The following is a 16676-nucleotide window of genomic DNA, read 5'->3' on the forward strand; positions in this document are numbered from 1 at the left end:
TGGGGTGAGGGGGAAGACGCAGCGACGGACTATCCAGAGAAGACAGTTGCGCCTACGACTGAGCACCAACTCACCGCACACGCAATGAAAAAGCCCCGCATCGGCGGGGCTTTTTCAATCAAGCAGGGCTTACAGGTAGAACGCCTTCAGCGGCGGGAAGCCGTTGAATTCCACCGCGCTGTAGCTGGTGGTATAGGCACCGGTGGACAACCAGTACAGGCGGTCGCCAGCGGCCAGGTTCAGCGGCAGGCCGTACTTGTAGTGCTCGTACATGATGTCCGCGCTGTCGCAGGTCGGGCCGGCGATCACCACTTCTTCCAGCTCGCCCGCCTTCTCCACGTGGATCGGGAACTTGATGGACTCGTCCATGGTTTCGATCAGGCCGGAGAACTTGCCCACGTCGGTGAACACCCAGCGCTCCACCGCGGTACGCGACTTGCGCGCCACCAGCACGACTTCGCTGACCAGGATGCCGGCGTTGGCGATCAGCGAGCGGCCCGGCTCGAGGATGATTTCCGGCAGCTCATCGCCGAAGTCTTCCTTGAGGAAGCGGATGATCTCTTCGGCGTAGGTTTCCAGACTGTTGGTCTTGGCGATGTAGTTGGCCGGGAAGCCGCCGCCCATGTTGATCAGCTTCAGTTCGATGCCGTCTTCTTCCTTCAGGCGCTCGAAGATGACCTTGACCTTGGCGATGGCCGCGTCCCACACGCCGATGTCACGCTGCTGCGAGCCAACGTGGAAGGACACGCCGTAGGGCACCAGGCCCAGGTCGCGGGCCAGCACCAGCAGATCCATGGCCATGTCGGACTGGCAGCCGAACTTGCGCGACAGCGGCCAGTCGGCGGAAGTGGAGCCCTCGGTGAGGATGCGCACGTAGACCTTGGAGCCCGGCGCGGCCTTGGCGATGTTGCGCAGGTCGGCTTCGGAGTCGGTGGCGAACAGGCGCACGCCCTTCTCGTAGAAGTAGCGAATGTCGCGGGCTTTCTTGATGGTGTTGCCGTAGCTGATCTGCTCGGCGCGCACGCCGGTCTTCATCACCTTGTCCAGCTCATAGATGGAAGCGATGTCGAAGTTCGAGCCCTTGTCGCGCAGCAACTCGGTGATCTCGGTGGCGGGGTTGGCCTTCACCGCGTAGTAGATCTTGGCGAACGGGAAGCAGCCGGTCAGCTGGTCGTAGGCATCGGCGATGGTCTGCTTGTCGATGACGACGAAGGGGGTTTCCTGCTTGTCGGCGAATGCCTTCATGCGCTGGAAGGTTTCGGGGGCGAAGTAATCCTCGACCTTGATGGACATGGTTGGGACTCCAAATGGCAGAACAGGTTATTCGTAGGGGTGAAGCTGAACGTCGAATCCGTTTCCCCACTTTGGTTCGCCTACTTCCCAAGGCATGTCGCCGAGCATTACCGATACCGGGGCAAGGCACCGGCTATCTCTCGTCGTCAGTACTTGAGCCGGATGGATCGTTTCCAGCATGGACGTTCGGGCGCGAACTTTAGGACCTGAAGTTCATGAGTTCAACCCTGAATTGCCGCTTTTTTACATCCCTTTGTCGCACTGCCGGTTGACTGTTTTGGATACTCAACAAAATGCACGGAATACCGCACAGAACGGGGCTTTCGACGGGTTTCAGCATCATCGGCCTACTGAGTTAACGACCGGTGACAGAGGGGGGAGTTCAGCTGTTCGGGATGGGTGGTGCGGGAGAACGTTTACGAGTGGGATAAAGAAGCTTTTGTAGGAGCGAGCTTGCTCGCGAACCTGGCCCCGCAGCAGGGAATCGGGTTCGCGAGCAAGCTCGCTCCTACAGGTAGTCCCCTACGATGCCTGGGCGACTTCAGCTGGCGAGACGATGTTGGTCTTGCGCCCACGCGAGCGCCCCGAGCTCAGGTAATCGGCAATCGACTCCTGCGTCACCTCGCCAAGGAACTGCCCGTCCGCATCCAGCACCGGCAGCCACGAGCTGTTGAACTCGTACATGCGCGACAACAGGATGCGCAGGTGCTCGTCGTGGCTGGCGGTGACACGGAACTCGTTGAGGAAGTCGCTGCACACGCCATCCTTGCGGCGCATGTCCTTGCGCCGCACGTAGCCCAGGCCCTTGCCGTTGGCGTCGACTACCACCAGGTAGCGGCGGTCGTCCTCCTCCATCTTCTCCAGCGCCTCGGCGACCGTGGTCTGCGGGTTGGCGGTGACGATGCTGCTGTCCGCGGCATCCTCGGCGCGCACCAGCAGCAGGCGCTTGAGCGTGCTGTCCTGGCCGGTGAAGGCGCTGACGAACTCATCCGCCGGGTGCGCCAGTAGCGTGTCCGGATGATCGAACTGGAGCAGGCGGCCGCTCTTGAACACCGCCACCTTGTCGCCCAGCTTGATCGCCTCGTCTATGTCGTGGCTGACCATGATCACGGTCATGCCCAGCTTGCGCTGCAGCTCGAAGAACTCGTTCTGGATCGACTCGCGGTTGATCGGATCCACCGCACCGAACGGCTCGTCCATCAGCAGCAGTGGCGCATCCGCCGCCAACGCGCGGATCACCCCGATGCGCTGTTGCTGTCCACCGGACAGCTCGCGCGGATAGCGCGACAGGTACTGCTTGGGTTCGAGCTTGACCATGGCCATCAGCTCGCGCGCCTTGTCCTTGCACTTCTGCTTGTCCCAGCCGAGCAGGCGCGGCACGACCATGATGTTTTCCTCGATGGTCATGTTGGGGAACAGGCCGATCTGCTGGATCACGTAGCCGATGTGGCGGCGCAGGGTCACTTCGTCCAGCTCGCGGGTGTCCTGGCCGTCGATCAGCACACGCCCGGAGGTAGGCTGGATGATGCGGTTGATCATCTTCAGCGTGGTGGTCTTGCCACAGCCGGAGGGGCCGAGGAATACGCAGATCTCACCCTTCTCCACGGTCAGGCTGACCTTGTCCACGGCACGGAATTCCTTGCCGTCCTTGAGGGTGAAGGTCTTGGTCAGTTGGTCGAGTTCGATCATGTTCAGTCTCCTGTCTGCGGGCGCAGGCCCTTCGGGGTGAGCGCACGCTGCAGCCACTGCAGCAGCAGGTCGGCGGCGATGGCGAGGAGGCTCACCAGGACCGCGCCGACCACCAGCATGGGCATGTTGGATTGGCTGATGGAATTGAGGATGAGCACGCCCAGGCCGCCGGCGCCGATCACCGCGGCGATGGTCATCACGCCGATGTTCATCACCACGGCGGTACGCACGCCGGCGAGAATCACCGGCACGGCGATGGGGATGTCGACCATCCGCAGGCGCTGCCAGAAGGTCATGCCGATACCCTTGCCGGCTTCGCGGATACCGGGCTCGACGTTGGTCAGCGCCAGGTAGGTGTTGCGCAGGATCGGCAGCAGCGAATAGAGGAACACCGCGGTGATCGCCGGCAGCGGGCCGAGGCCCTGGCCGATCTTCGAGTAGAGCGGCAGCATCAGGCCGAACAGCGCGATGGAGGGGATGGTCAGCACCACGGTAGCGGCGCCCTGCAACGGCCCGGCGAGCCACTTGAAGCGCGTCATCAGCACGCCCAGCGGCACGCCGACGACAATCGCCAGGCCTACGGCAACGGACACCAGCATCAGGTGCTGCAGCGTCAGTTGGCCGACCTGCACCCAGTCGAGGCGGGAAATCACGGTCATGAAGTCCATGTCAGTTCTCCTCCCCGGCAGGCTGCTTCTGCGTGGTCTGCGCGTTGTCGCCGATCAGCTGGTGCTCGCGCAGGAACTGCTGCGCCACACGCTGCACCGGCTCCTGCTGGATATCGACCTGGGCGTTGAGCGCCTGCATGGTCTCGTCGTCGAGCAGCCTGGCGATGGGGTCGAACAGCGTCTTCAGCTCGGGATGCTTCTGCAGCAGGTCGGCACGCATCACCGGCGCGGCGTTGTAGAACGGGAAGAACTGCTTGTCGTCTTCCAGCACGCGCAGCTTGAAGTCCTTCAGGCGGCCATCGGTGGTGTAGACGAGGCCGACGAACACCTGGCGGTTCTTCAGCGCGGTGTACACCAGCCCGGCATCCATCTGCCGCACGTCGTCGCGGGTGAAGTGGAAGCCGTACAGCTCGCTCATCGGCGCAAGGCCATCCGGGCGGCCGGCAAACTCCGGGTCCATGGCGAACAGGTGGGTCTGCTTGTCGCCCTGCTCTTTCATTACCCGGGCGAGGTCACTGAGGGTACGCACCCCAAGCTGTTCGGCCTGCTCCTCGGGCATCGCCAGCGCATAGGTGTTGTTGAACGGCGCAGGCGTGGGCCAGACCAGGCCCTTCTTACCGTCCAGTTCGCGGACCCTGGCCAGCGACTGCTTGGCGTCGAGCTTGTCCTTGACCTTGTTGTAGACGATCAGCGATGAGCCGGTGTACTCCCAGACCAGGTCCAGCTGGCCGCTCTGCTGCGCGCTGCGCGCCAGGGTGCTGCCCAGGCCATTGGTGACCTTCACCTCGTAGCCCTTGCTCTGCAGGTACTGCGCGGTGATGGCGGTGAGCAGGCGCTGCTCGGTGAACGGCTTGCCGCCGATGCGGATCACATCGGCCGCCTGCGCGAGACCGGTTGAAGCGGCGAGCACGAGGCCCAGCGCACCGAGCAGACGTCGTGTCATGCGGGCTCCTTTCAGATAGGCCATGGTCATTTCGCCAACCCCCGCTCCAGGAAGCCGCGGCTGAACAGCACCACCAAGCCGTCGAGTGCCAGCGCCAGCAGCGCAGTGCACACGGCGCCGAGCAGCAGCTTGGACTGGTCGTCCAGGGCGATGCCGGGGAAGATCAGGCTGCCCAGGCTGTTGGCGCCGATCAGGAAGGCCAGCGGCGCGGAGCCGACATTCAGCGCCAGGGCGATGCGCACGCCGCCCATGATCAACGGCACCGCATTGGGCAACTCGACCCGCAGCAGCACCTGCCGCGGCGTCATGCCGATGCCGGTGGCCGCTTCCTTGAGCGACGCCGGCACGGCGCGCAGGCCCTCGTAGGTATTGCGCACGATGGGCAGCAGCGAAGCGAGGAACAGCGCGAGGATCGCCGGGCCGTTGCCGATCCCGACTATCGCCAGGGCGATGGCCAGTACGGCCAGTGGCGGGATGGTGTTACCGACGTTGAATACCTGCATCAGGCGCTCGGCCTGTCCTTGCAGCGCGGGCCGGCTGAGCAGCATGCCGGCGGGGATGCCGACCACGATGGCGGCAAACATGGACGCGAACACCAGGATCAGGTGCGCCTGCAGGTAGAACAGCAGGTCTTCGCGGTACTGCCACAGAGTGGCGGGGGTGATCCAGTGGATCAGCAAAGCCAGCACAACGACTGCGAAGCAGACGCCGAACAGGGCCTTGCCCGTGGTGGACTTCACCATGGTTGGGGGACTCCCTTCGGGTGCGCGGCGACTGGCATCGCCGCGCTCAAGTGACGCTCGATCCCGTCCTGAGACTTACCTGGGACCTCGATTAAACGCGACGAGAATCAAGTACTTGCGAAAGCGCCTGCGGATTGTCGTCGCGAAGGGGTGGACCTTCGTGCGTGCCGTTACGTTCAATAAAATTGCCATCCTTGTGCCATCGCGCGGCCGCGCATTCGGCTTCAGCCCCCATGGTCCGGGGGCTGTGGCGGACAAACTTTTTTTCGAAAAAAGTCGCGATCAGGCTGAACCATCACCCTGCGCCACTTGCCCAACGGCGGATGCGCCCGGCGAAAACGCACGCAGATTCGCTCAGCGGTTATCATCGGGATCCTTTCGCGTGCCCCCGACCCATGGATAGGTCACTCGGGGCCGGCGTTCTTGCCTACCACGGAGATTCATCGCCATGCTTGATCTGGCTGCGGCGTTCATCGCGCTGACCACCCTGCTCACCTACGTCAACTACCGCTTCATCCGCCTGCCGCCAACCATCGGCGTCATGGCCACCGCGCTGATCTTTTCCTTCATCGCCCAGGGCATGTCGCTGATCGGCTACCCGGTGCTCGAGGTCGAGATGCAGCAGATCATCAGCCGCATCGACTTCTCCGATGTGCTGATGACCTGGTTCCTCCCCGCGCTGCTGTTCGCCGGCGCCCTGCACGTGAACCTCGCCGACCTGCGCAACTACAAGTGGCCGATTGGCCTGCTGGCAACCTTCGGCGTGCTGATCGCCACCACGGTGATCGGCTACCTGGCCTACTACACCTTCGCCCTCTTCGGCTGGCACGTGGATTTCATCTACTGCCTGCTGTTCGGCGCGCTGATCTCGCCCACCGACCCCATCGCGGTGCTCGGCATCCTCAGGTCCGCCGGCGCGCCCAAGCCGCTGGCCACCACCATCGTCGGCGAGTCGCTGTTCAACGACGGCACTGCCGTGGTGGTGTTCACCATCCTGCTGGGCATCCTGCTGGCCGGCGAAACGCCCACTGCCGCAAGCATCGCCTGGCTGTTCGTGCAGGAAGCCATCGGCGGCATCCTGTTCGGCGCGGCGCTGGGCTACGGGGTGTTCCTGATGATGCGCGGCATCGACCAGTACCAGGTGGAAGTCATGCTCACCCTGGCCCTGGTGATCGGCGGCGCGGCGCTGGCCGCGCGGCTGCACGTATCGGCACCGATCGCCATGGTGGTGGCCGGCCTGATCATCGGCAACCAGGCGCGGCAGTACGCGATGTCCGACGAAACGCGGCGCTACATCGACAAGTTCTGGGAGCTGATCGACGAGATCCTCAACGCCCTGCTGTTCGCCCTGATCGGCCTGGAACTGCTCCTGCTGCCATTCAACTGGCTGCACGTGGTCGCCGCCTTCGTCCTCGGCGGCGCGGTACTGATCTCGCGCCTGCTCACCGTGGCCCCGGCCATCGTCGTGCTGCGGCAGACCGACAATGGTCGCCGCCAGGTGCCCGCCGGGACCATCCGCATCCTCGTCTGGGGTGGCCTGCGCGGCGGCGTCTCGGTAGCCCTGGCGCTGTCCCTGCCGCTGGGCGAGCAACGCGACCTGATCCTCAGCCTGACCTACGTGGTGGTACTGGTGTCGATCCTGCTCCAGGGCCTGTCCATCGGCCCGCTGGTACGGCGCATCTACAAGGGCGCCGAGCCCGCCGCCGACAACCAGCACTGAAGGCTTGGAGCCTTGCGTCGCCGGGTCTGCCGGCGGCGCCTCGATTCAGGCTATAATCCCGCGCTTTTCGGGCCGCTTGCCGCCCGTCTTCACCGAATCGACCAGGCACCCATCCATGAGCATCCAAGCCGCCGAAGTCGCGAAGCGCCGCACGTTCGCGATCATTTCCCACCCCGACGCCGGTAAGACCACCATTACCGAGAAGCTCCTGCTGATGGGCAAGGCGATTGCCGTCGCCGGTACCGTGAAGTCGCGCAAGTCCGACCGCCACGCCACCTCCGACTGGATGGAGATGGAGAAGCAGCGCGGCATCTCCATCACCACCTCGGTGATGCAGTTCCCCTACCGCGAGCACATGATCAACCTGCTCGATACCCCCGGCCACGAAGACTTCTCCGAAGACACCTACCGCACCCTGACCGCGGTGGACTCGGCGCTGATGGTCCTCGACGGCGGCAAGGGTGTCGAACCGCGCACCATCGCCCTGATGGAAGTCTGCCGGCTGCGCGACACGCCCATCGTCAGCTTCATCAACAAACTCGACCGCGACATCCGCGACCCCATCGAGCTGCTCGACGAGATCGAAGCGGTGCTGAAGATCAAGGCCGCGCCGATCACCTGGCCGATCGGCTGCTACAAGGACTTCAAGGGCGTGTACCACCTCGCCCAGGACAAGATCATCGTCTACGTGCCGGGCCACGGCCACGAGCGCATCGAGACCAGGGTCATCGACAAGCTCGACTCGGACGAAGCCCGCGCGCACCTGGGCGACCTCTACGACAACTTCCTCGAAGAGCTGGAACTGGTGCAGGGTGCCTGCCACGAGTTCGACAAGGACGCCTTCCTCAAGGGCGAAATGACCCCGGTGTTCTTCGGTACCGCGCTGGGCAACTTCGGTGTCGACCAGGTTCTGGACTGCATCGTCGACTGGGCCCCGCAACCGCTGGAGCGTGGCGCCCACGAGCGCACCGTGGCGCCGACCGAGGAGAAGTTCTCCGGCTTCGTGTTCAAGATCCAGGCGAACATGGACCCGAAACACCGCGACCGCATCGCCTTCATGCGCATCTGCTCGGGCAAGTACGAGAAGGGCATGAAGATGCGCCACGTGCGCCTGGGCAAGGACGTGAAGATCGCTGACGCGCTGACCTTCTTCTCCAGCGAGCGTGAGCAGCTGGAAGAAGCCTTCGCCGGCGACATCATCGGCCTGCACAACCACGGCACCATCCAGATCGGCGACACCTTCACCGAAGGCGAGGCGCTGGGCTTCACCGGCATCCCGCACTTCGCCCCGGAACTGTTCCGCCGCGTACGCCTGAAGGACCCGCTGAAATCCAAGCAGCTGCGCCAGGGCCTGCAGGAACTGGCCGAGGAAGGTGCCACTCAGGTGTTCTTCCCCGAGCGCAACAACGACATCATCCTCGGCGCCGTCGGTGTGCTGCAGTTCGACGTCGTCGCCAGCCGCCTGAAGGAGGAATACAAGGTCGAGTGCGCCTACGAGCAGATCAACGTCTGGTCCGCGCGCTGGATCGAGTGCAAGGACGAGAAGAAGCTCAAGGAGTTCAAGGACAAGGCCTTCGAGAACCTCTCCGTGGACGGCGGCGGCCACCTAACCTACCTGGCCCCGACCCGCGTCAACCTGAGCCTGATGGAAGAGCGCTGGCCGGACGTCACCTTCCGCGCCACCCGCGAACACCACTGAGTTCGCCGCTCACGAAAACGCCCGCCTTGCGCGGGCGTTTTTGTTTTTGCCGTTTGTTTTCTGTAGGAGCGAGCTTGCTCGCGAACCCAGGACCCGCAGCGGGGTTCGTTCGCGAGCAAGCTCGCTCCTACGAAGAGCAGCCCTTACGGGTCGAGCGCCCCGGAGCTCCAGGTGCTGGACGGCGCGGTACCGGTGAACTTGCCCGCGATGGCGCCCAGGGGAATCAGGCGGTCACGGTAACGGGTGGCGAACAGTCCGCTCTGCGGCGCCCGCAGGATATGTTCGCTACTGGCATCGCCGGGGCGCGAAATGATGCGCGCGAAGCGCTCGCCCGCCTCGATGAACTCGCCCAGTTCACGCTCGAAAACCAGCACCCCAGCGGCCGGTGCAAACACCGTTTCCATGAAGCCCATAGGCGTCGCGACGCCCTTCCATTCCGGCAACGGACCTGCATCGCCCAGCACACCGCGCGCGCCGAGGAAACGGTAGATTCCCTCGGCATCCTGCCGCGCCAGCGCGTCGCTGACGTCGCCCTGGCCACGCAGTTCGACGGTTGCAACCAGCCGCCCCGCGAAGCGCTGTTCAGCCAGCCAGGGTGCGATCACTACCTCTTCGAAAGCACCGTCGCCATCGCCTTCCCAGATGATCGCCAGCTCCGCGCGCAACGCCGCAGCGAGGTCGTGCGCGGCGGGCCAGAAGCACTCGTGGACATACACATACTGCAGCGCCTCGTCGTCGGTGTGCAGGTCGAGCACGATGTCCGCCGGCGCGGCCAGTTCGGCCAGGCGCTTCTGCCACAGCGTGAGGTTGTCCAGGGTCCCGCTGGCCGCTGCCGAGGCGATGAAGCCGCGGTTGAAATTGCGCGAGGTCGCGTCATGGTTGCGACCGAGAATTCGCCCCTGGCGGAACTGCCCGATGCCGATGGGATTGGCTTGCGGCACGACCGTCACGCTGCCGTTGAGCACACCGCGCTCGGCCGCCTCGCGCAGGCGCGGCAACAGTTCGTGAAGCACCAGCATCCCGGCGATCTCATCGGCGTGCACGCCGGCCTGCAGGTGCACCCTGGGGCCCGGCCTGCTGCCATCGATACGCCACGCCAGAACGCGCAACTCCGCGCCCGAGTCCCCTGCCACGCTGAAGGACACATCCTCGATCATCAAGCCCTCTCCTCTGTCCGAATCGCCCATGGAAATCTTCGGCGGCGCCTCCTAGTATCGGAACCACTTGCCGATTTCAGCGACGCCGCAAAAGGACGCCAGCCCTTGGATATCCCCCGCCAGAAAGCCCAGCGCGTCACACCCGAGGAACGCCGCGACCATCTCGTCCGCGCCTGCCTCAAGTGCCTGGTCGCCGATGGCCACGCGGGCATCTCGGTGCGCCGCATCGCCAGGGAAGCCGGGGTCGCCGTGGGTCTGGTCAATCACCACTTCGGCAGCATCGATGCGCTGGTCGCCCAGGCTTATGAAACCCTCGCCAGCGAGGTTACCCAGGCGCTCTACCAGCAGGTCGACGCCGTCGGTGGCGACCCCGCTGCGCGCATGGAAGCCTTCCTCACCGGCTCCTTCTCACCGCAAGTGCTGGACCCCAACCTGCTCAGCCCCTGGGTGGTGTTCTGGAGCCTGATCCGCCACTCGCCGCCAGTGAACGAGGCGCACGAGCGCGGCTATCAGAGCTACCTTGCCATCCTCGAAACACTCATCAGCGAGCTCGCCCACGCCGAAAACTTCAGCGTGGCGCGCCCGCGCCTGGCCGCCATCGGCCTTTCTGCCATGCTCGACGGATTGTGGCTGGAGTGGTGCCTGAACCCGACCAACTTCAGCGCCGCCGATGGCCTCGAACTCAGCCGCTGCTGGGTAGAGGGCCTGCGTCGCGGCGCCTATGCCTGACGATCTGCTGCGCGTCGGCTGGATGTCGCTGGGCGCCGCCCTCGGATACTCATTTACTGGCGCAGACTCCGCTCTTCGAGCGCTGCCCGCCTGATCCAGCGCTAGCTCGCAAGATCGTCAGGCGAGCCGTGAATGCTCAAACCGCCGTTCTTGCACGACGCTTGCCCAACCAGGAGCGCTGCGCCGGCTTCTGGGTTTCGCGGCGGACCGGCGTGGTGCGCTCCAGCACGGCAAACAACGCCTCGATGATGAACGTCAGGCAGACGTAGATCGCCGCCACCAGCAGCAGCGGCTCATACACCTGGAAGGTTTGCGCGCGCACCACGTTGGCCGCGCCGAGCAGGTCGACCACGGCGATGGTGGACGCCAGCGCGGTGGACTTGAGCAGCATCACGCTCTCCCCCGCCAGCGTCGGCAGCAGCAGGCGGATCGCCCGTGGCAGCCAGACGCGATAGAGCACCAGCGAGCGGTTCATGCCAAACGCCGAAGCGGCCTCCAGCTCGCCGCGCGGCACCGCCTTCAGGCCGCCGCGCACCACCTCACCGACGTAGGCGCCGACCGAGAGGATCAGCGCGATCACGATGTACCAGAAGCCGTCGCGCAGGTAGGGCCAGAGGAAACTGCCGCGGATCAGCGGGAACTGCGCGAACAGGCTGCCCAGGCCGTAGTAGAAGATGTAGATCTGCACCAGCAGCGGCGTGCCACGGATCACGCTGGTGTAGGCCAGCGCTAGGCGCGAGACCAGGAAGTTGCGCGACATCCGCGCCAGCGCCACGACCAGCGCCAGGGCGAAGCCGAGAATGGCGGAGATCAGCAGGATCACCAGGGTGGTGCCCAGGCCCTTGAGCAGCAGGGCACCGTAGACGAATAGCCAGTGTTCGTTCATCGCCGCGCCTCGCTCAGACCGCCGGAATCCAGCGACGGAAACGTCGCTCCAGGTAGCCCGCGAACAGGTTGGAAAGCACAGTGAGCACGTAGTACAGCGCCGCCGCGGTTAGGTAGAAGGTCAGGTAATGGCGGGTCGAGCCGGCGGCCTGCTTGGCCGTGTAGAGCAGCTCGTTGGTGCCCACCACGCTGATCAGCGCACTGTCCTTGATCAGGTTGACCCACAGGTTGGCCATGCCGGCCAGCGCGTTGGGCGCCATCATCGGCAGGGTCACCCGGCGGAACAGGCCGAAGCCGTGCATGCCATAGGCGCGCGCCGCTTCGATCTGGCCGAATGGAATCGACTGGATGGCGCCACGGAAGATTTCCGAGGCGTAGGCGCCCTGCACCAGGCCGAGCACGACGATGGCCACCATCATGCCGTTGAGTTTCACCTGGCCGTAGCCGAGCCACTCGAAGAACTGGTTCAGGCCCATGGAGCCGACGTAGAACAGCAGCAGGATCAGCAGCAGCTCCGGCACCGCCCGGCACAGTGTGGTGTAGCCGCGCGCGAGTATCGCCAGCGGGCGCGGGCCGCCGATCTTGGCGCTGGCCGCGGCCAGGCCGATGAGCAGGCCGACCAGGAAGGCGCCGACGGAAATCTGCAGGGTGACCAGCAACCCCTTGAGCAGGGCCGGGCCCCAGCCGCTGGGACCAAAGCCGATCAGGTCGAAGATGCTTTGCATGGCCGTCTCCAAGGGGGGAGGCTCAGGTTCGTGCCCGCGCGCCGGATCGGTGCGCGGGCGCGGAAGCGGCTCGCGCCGCGGTCACTGCTTGGGCGCGACGCTCATGCCGAAGTACTTGTCCGACAGCGCCTTGTAGTCGTCGCTGGCGAGCAGTTTGCCGATGGCCTCGTCCATCTTCGACTTCAGCTCGGTATCGCCCTTGCGCATGCCCGCGCCCACGCCACGGCCGAACAGCGGGTCGTACTTCACCTCGCCCTTGTTGACGATGCCGGCGGCCTGGGCGTCCGGCGATTTGACGAAGGACGCCACGGCAATGCCATCGGCCATCATCAGGTCGATGCGCCCGGCCACCAGGTCGGCGTTCACCGAGTCCTGGGTGTCGTAGTAGCGCACGTCGGCGATCTTCTCGTAGTACTTCTTCAGGTAGTTGGAGCTGACCGTGGAAATCTGCACGCCGATGGCCTTGCCCTTCAGGCCCTCGGGGCTGACCTGCACGTCCACCGCCTGGGGCGCTGCGACGGCCACCGGGGTGTCGTAGTAGGGACGGCTGAAGGCGATCTGCTTCTCACGCTCCTCGGTGATCGACAGCGAGTTGAAGATCACGTCGATCTTCTTCGCCAGCAGCGCCGGGATGATGCCGTCCCAGGCCACTTCGTCGATCTCGCAGGTGGCCTTCATCTCGGCGCAGACCTTGTGGATCAGGTCCGGCTCGAAGCCGACCCAGCTGCCATCGGGCTGCTTCTGCGAGAACGGCGGATAGGGTTCGGCGGCCAGGGCGAAGCGGATCGTCTCGGCCTGGGCGCTCGCCACGCCGGCCACCAGCATCGCCGCACCCACCATCAGATTGCACAGACCTTTCTTGTTCATCGTGATCCCCTGCATTGTTGTACTTAGTGTTGGGTCACGCTCATCGATGCGCCGACAGCGCGGCATCGGTCAGCGATTCTGGTGCGCGTTGACGAACTGCCGGCAGCGCTCGCTGCCCGGGCGCGAGAAGACTTCCTCGGGCGTGCCCTGCTCCTCGATCAGGCCCTTGTGCAGGAACGCCACATGGCTCGACACGTCGCGGGCGAAGGCCATCTCGTGGGTGACCAGGATCATGGTGCGCCCCTCCTCGGCCAGCGAGCGGATCACCCGCAGCACTTCACCCACCAGCTCCGGGTCCAGCGCCGAGGTCGGTTCGTCGAACAGCATCACTTTCGGCCGCACGGCCAGCGCGCGGGCGATGGCCACGCGCTGCTGCTGGCCGCCGGAAAGGAAGGCCGGGTATTCGTGGCGCTTCTCCGCCAGGCCAACACGTTCCAGCAACGCCTCGGCACGCTCGCGGGCCTCGGCCTTGCTCTCGTGGAGGACGAAGGTCGGTGCTTCGATCAGATTCTCCAGCACGGTGCGGTGCGGCCACAGGTTGAAGCTCTGGAACACCATGCCCAGTTGCGAGCGGATGCGCGTGAGCTGCTTCTGATCGGCCACCTGCGGCTCGCCGTGGCGGTTCTGTGTCAGGCTGATGGTCTCGCCGTTGACGGTGACCGAGCCCTGGTTGGGAATCTCCAGCATGTTGATGCAGCGCAGCAGGGTGCTCTTGCCCGAGCCGCTGGCGCCGATCAGCGAGATCACCTCGCCTTCGCGGGCCGACAGCGATACGCCCTTGAGCACCTCGAAGTCGCCGAAGCGCTTGTGGATATCGCGCACTTCGATCACCGGCTTCGCCGTTGACGGACCTGCTTTCTGTAGGAGCGAGCTTGCTCGCGAACCAGCCACATCCGCAGAAGCATCAGGAGCGTTCGCGAGCAATAACGATGGCGTCCCCCTCGCTCCTACAGTTGATTCGGCACGTGCGGGAAGGGATTCGACGAAGCGGATGATCCGCGCACAGGCCTCAGCCATGCTCTCGTCGCTCAAGCCGAAGGACAGCCGCACGAAGCCCTCCGCCTGCGGACCGAAGGCCGCCGCGTCGAGCACCGAAACGCCCGTGGCGTGGAACAGCTGCCAGGAGAAATCCAGCGAGCTGAGGCCGGTGTCGCGCACGTCGACCATGACGAACATCCCGGCCTCGGGCGACAGCACCTTCAGCCGCGGGCAATCGCTCAACGCGGCGACTACCAGGTCGCGGCGGCGGCGGTAGATCTCGCGCATCGCCGATACCACCTCGTCGTGGCGCTGCACTGCCACCAGCGCGGCCTCCTGCACGAAGCCCGGCAGGCCGTAGAACATGTTCAGCGCGAGGTTTTCCAGGTGCCCGACCAGGACCTCGTTGGCGACTATCCAGCCGGCGCGCCAGCCAGTCATGGCGTGGGACTTCGACAGGCTGCCGATGCTCAGGGTGCGCTCGGCCATGCCGGGTAGCGCGGCGAAGCTCTGGTGCTCGCGTTCGAAGGTCAACCCTTCGTAGACCTCGTCCACCACCACCCAGAGGTCGTGAGCCTCGGCCAGTTCGGCGATCGCCAGCAGCTCGTTGCGGTCCAGCACGACGCCGGTGGGGTTGCTCGGGTTGGCGAGGAAGATCGCCTTGGTGCGCGGCGTGATCGCTGTGGCGATATCCGCAGCCAGCGGGCGGAAGCCGTTTTCCGGGCGGGTCGGCACCCCCACCAGCACGGCACCGGTGGACTTCAGCGTGGCCTCGTAGGTGACGTAGACCGGATCGAAGGTGATGACCTCGTCGCCCGCTTCCAGCAGGCACATCGCGGCGGCGAACAGGCCGTTCTGCGCGCCGGCGACCACGATGATGTTCTCGGCGGCCACTGTTTGGCCGAATCGCCGTCCATGTAGTTCGGCAATCGCCTGGCGAAGTGCCGGGCGGCCAGCTACATCACTGTAATGGGTGTCGCCGTCGCGCAAGGCGGAAACGGCGGCATCGGTGATGAAGTCCGGGGTAGCGAAATCGGGGTCGCCGACGCTGAGCACTATCACGTCGCGGCCGGCTCGCTGGGCAGCGATGGCGGCGTAATGAATGTCCCAGGCGGCTACGCCGGGTCCGACCATCCTGTCCACAAGCGACGAATAACGCATGCAAGGGCCTCATCCGAATGACGGAATGTCCTGCGGGAGGGTCCGCAGGAGCGTTGGGCCACCATAGCCAAGGATGAACGAGTGTTCAACAGCGTTTTCCGACATCAGATATGTCGTTTTCAGACCGTTCACTCCCCTCCCTTCCAATCTTCGGGTGCTGCTTATCGCAAGTTCGACCGACGAACGGAATAACGACATCCACTTAACGGCTTCTTAACGATCTCCCCCGTAGCGTTCTCTCACCCCCTGACAGAGCCGTCGCGGCCTTTGGAACACCACATGGAAACGCCCTTCCTCCCCTTCTCGCGCCCCAGCATCGGCGAAGAAGAGATCCAGGCAGTCAACGAAGTCCTGCGCTCGGGCTGGATCACCACCGGGCCGAAGAACCAGGAACTGGAACAACGCTTCGCCGACTCCATCGGCTGCCGCCATGCCGTGGCACTCTCCTCGGCCACCGGCGGCATGCACCTGGCCCTGCTGGCCCTGGGCATCGGCCCGGGCGATGAGGTGATCACCCCGTCGCAGACCTGGGTGTCCACTGCCAACATGATCTGCCTGCTGGGCGCCACCCCCGTCTTCGTCGATGTCGACCGCGACACCCTGATGACCGACGCCGCACGCATCGAAGCGGCGATCACCCCGCGCACCCGCGCCATCATCCCGGTGCACTACGCCGGCGCGGCCTGCGACATGGACCCGATCAACGAATTGGCCCTGCGCCACGCGATTCCGGTGATCGAGGATGCTGCCCATGCCGCCGGCACCTTCTACCGTGGCCGGCCGGTGGGTCAGCGCGGCACCGCGATCTTCTCCTTCCACGCGATCAAGAACCTGACCTGCGCCGAGGGCGCCATGTTCGTCACCGACGACGAGGCCCTGGCCAACCGCGTGCGCACCCTGAAGTTCCACGGCCTGGGCGTCGACGCCTACGACCGCCTGACCCACGGCCGCAAGCCGCAGGCGCAGGTGGTGGAGCCGGGCTTCAAGTACAACCTCACCGACATCAACGCCGCCATCGCCCTGGTGCAACTGCCCAGGCTCGAAGCGATCAACGCCCGCCGCGCCGAACTGGCCGCCGGCTACGCCGAGCGCCTGGCGCACCTGCCCGTGCAACCGCTGGCGCTGCCGGACTACCCGCAGCAGCACGCCTGGCACCTGTATGTCCTGCGCATCGACCAGGAGCGCTGCGGCATCGACCGCGACGCCTTCATGCAGGGCCTGCAGCAGCGCGGCATCGGCAGCGGCATCCACTTCATCGGCAGTCACCTGCACAGCTACTACCGCCAGCGCTACCCGCACGTGCAGTTGCCCAACACCGAATGGAACTCCTCGCGGATCGTCTCCATTCCGCTGTTCCCCGACATGACCCAAGCCGACCAGGACCGCGTGGTCGACGCCATCGAAACCCTGCTCCGGTAA

General features: G+C 65.0%; 14 protein-coding genes. 4 read left to right on the forward strand and 10 right to left on the reverse strand.

What is annotated here, in order from left to right; all coding sequences use genetic code 11:
* Positions 1-129: 129 nt before the first annotated feature.
* The 5 genes from N5C91_RS17980 to N5C91_RS18000 form a co-directional block, all read right to left on the reverse strand.
* Positions 130-1293 (reverse strand): type III PLP-dependent enzyme, encoded by a 1164-nt coding sequence (locus N5C91_RS17980; RefSeq protein ID WP_045209531.1) that lies wholly within the window; start codon positions 1291-1293, stop codon positions 130-132.
* Between the two features lie 522 nt (positions 1294-1815).
* The gene (locus tag N5C91_RS17985) at positions 1816-2982 is read right to left on the reverse strand and encodes an ABC transporter ATP-binding protein (protein ID WP_045209530.1); all 1167 of its coding nucleotides are present in this window, start codon (positions 2980-2982) and stop codon (positions 1816-1818) included.
* 2 nt (positions 2983-2984) lie between these two features.
* Positions 2985-3650 carry an ABC transporter permease gene (locus N5C91_RS17990; protein ID WP_236175610.1) on the reverse strand — a complete coding sequence of 222 codons (666 nt, stop codon included), beginning with the start codon at positions 3648-3650 and terminating at the stop codon, positions 2985-2987.
* 1 nt (position 3651) lies between these two features.
* Positions 3652-4593: a glycine betaine ABC transporter substrate-binding protein gene (locus N5C91_RS17995; protein WP_279830980.1), complete on the reverse strand. Its 942-nt coding sequence runs from the start codon at positions 4591-4593 to the stop codon at positions 3652-3654.
* Positions 4594-4619: 26 nt separating this feature from the next.
* Positions 4620-5336, reverse strand: coding sequence for an ABC transporter permease (locus N5C91_RS18000; protein ID WP_279830982.1), 717 nt, complete (start codon positions 5334-5336; stop codon positions 4620-4622).
* A gap of 448 nt (positions 5337-5784) precedes the next feature.
* On the opposite strand from N5C91_RS18000, the gene N5C91_RS18005 reads away from it, so the two are divergent.
* Together N5C91_RS18005 and N5C91_RS18010 are read left to right on the forward strand one after the other, a co-directional pair.
* Positions 5785-7056 carry a sodium:proton antiporter gene (locus tag N5C91_RS18005; RefSeq protein WP_279830983.1) on the forward strand — a complete coding sequence of 424 codons (1272 nt, stop codon included), beginning with the start codon at positions 5785-5787 and terminating at the stop codon, positions 7054-7056.
* Positions 7057-7171: 115 nt separating this feature from the next.
* Positions 7172-8755 (forward strand): peptide chain release factor 3, encoded by a 1584-nt coding sequence (locus N5C91_RS18010; protein WP_236175606.1) that lies wholly within the window; start codon positions 7172-7174, stop codon positions 8753-8755.
* Between the two features lie 143 nt (positions 8756-8898).
* Here N5C91_RS18010 and N5C91_RS18015 read toward each other — a convergent pair whose 3' ends face one another.
* Positions 8899-9912, reverse strand: coding sequence for a succinylglutamate desuccinylase/aspartoacylase family protein (locus N5C91_RS18015; protein ID WP_279830984.1), 1014 nt, complete (start codon positions 9910-9912; stop codon positions 8899-8901).
* 105 nt (positions 9913-10017) lie between these two features.
* Here N5C91_RS18015 and N5C91_RS18020 point away from each other — a divergent pair, with 105 nt between their 5' ends.
* The gene (locus N5C91_RS18020; RefSeq protein WP_279830985.1) at positions 10018-10641 is read left to right on the forward strand and encodes a TetR family transcriptional regulator C-terminal domain-containing protein; all 624 of its coding nucleotides are present in this window, start codon (positions 10018-10020) and stop codon (positions 10639-10641) included.
* A gap of 136 nt (positions 10642-10777) precedes the next feature.
* Here N5C91_RS18020 and N5C91_RS18025 read toward each other — a convergent pair whose 3' ends face one another.
* From N5C91_RS18025 to N5C91_RS18040, 4 genes are all read right to left on the reverse strand, one after another.
* The gene (locus tag N5C91_RS18025; RefSeq protein WP_279830986.1) at positions 10778-11527 is read right to left on the reverse strand and encodes an ABC transporter permease subunit; all 750 of its coding nucleotides are present in this window, start codon (positions 11525-11527) and stop codon (positions 10778-10780) included.
* A gap of 13 nt (positions 11528-11540) precedes the next feature.
* Positions 11541-12251, reverse strand: a complete 711-nt coding sequence (locus tag N5C91_RS18030) for an ABC transporter permease subunit (RefSeq protein ID WP_236175601.1) — start codon at positions 12249-12251, stop codon at positions 11541-11543.
* 81 nt (positions 12252-12332) lie between these two features.
* Complete coding sequence (locus tag N5C91_RS18035) at positions 12333-13118, reverse strand: transporter substrate-binding domain-containing protein (RefSeq protein ID WP_279830988.1); 786 nt, start codon at positions 13116-13118, stop codon at positions 12333-12335.
* A gap of 69 nt (positions 13119-13187) precedes the next feature.
* Complete coding sequence (locus tag N5C91_RS18040; protein WP_279830989.1) at positions 13188-15257, reverse strand: aminotransferase class I/II-fold pyridoxal phosphate-dependent enzyme; 2070 nt, start codon at positions 15255-15257, stop codon at positions 13188-13190.
* A gap of 279 nt (positions 15258-15536) precedes the next feature.
* On the opposite strand from N5C91_RS18040, the gene arnB reads away from it, so the two are divergent.
* Entirely contained in the window at positions 15537-16676 is a 1140-nt protein-coding gene (gene arnB, locus N5C91_RS18045) for a UDP-4-amino-4-deoxy-L-arabinose aminotransferase (RefSeq protein WP_236175599.1), read from the forward strand.

Source organism: Pseudomonas sp. GD03903 (assembly GCF_029840045.1).
GTDB classification, from domain to species: Bacteria; Pseudomonadota; Gammaproteobacteria; order Pseudomonadales; family Pseudomonadaceae; genus Pseudomonas; species Pseudomonas pseudonitroreducens.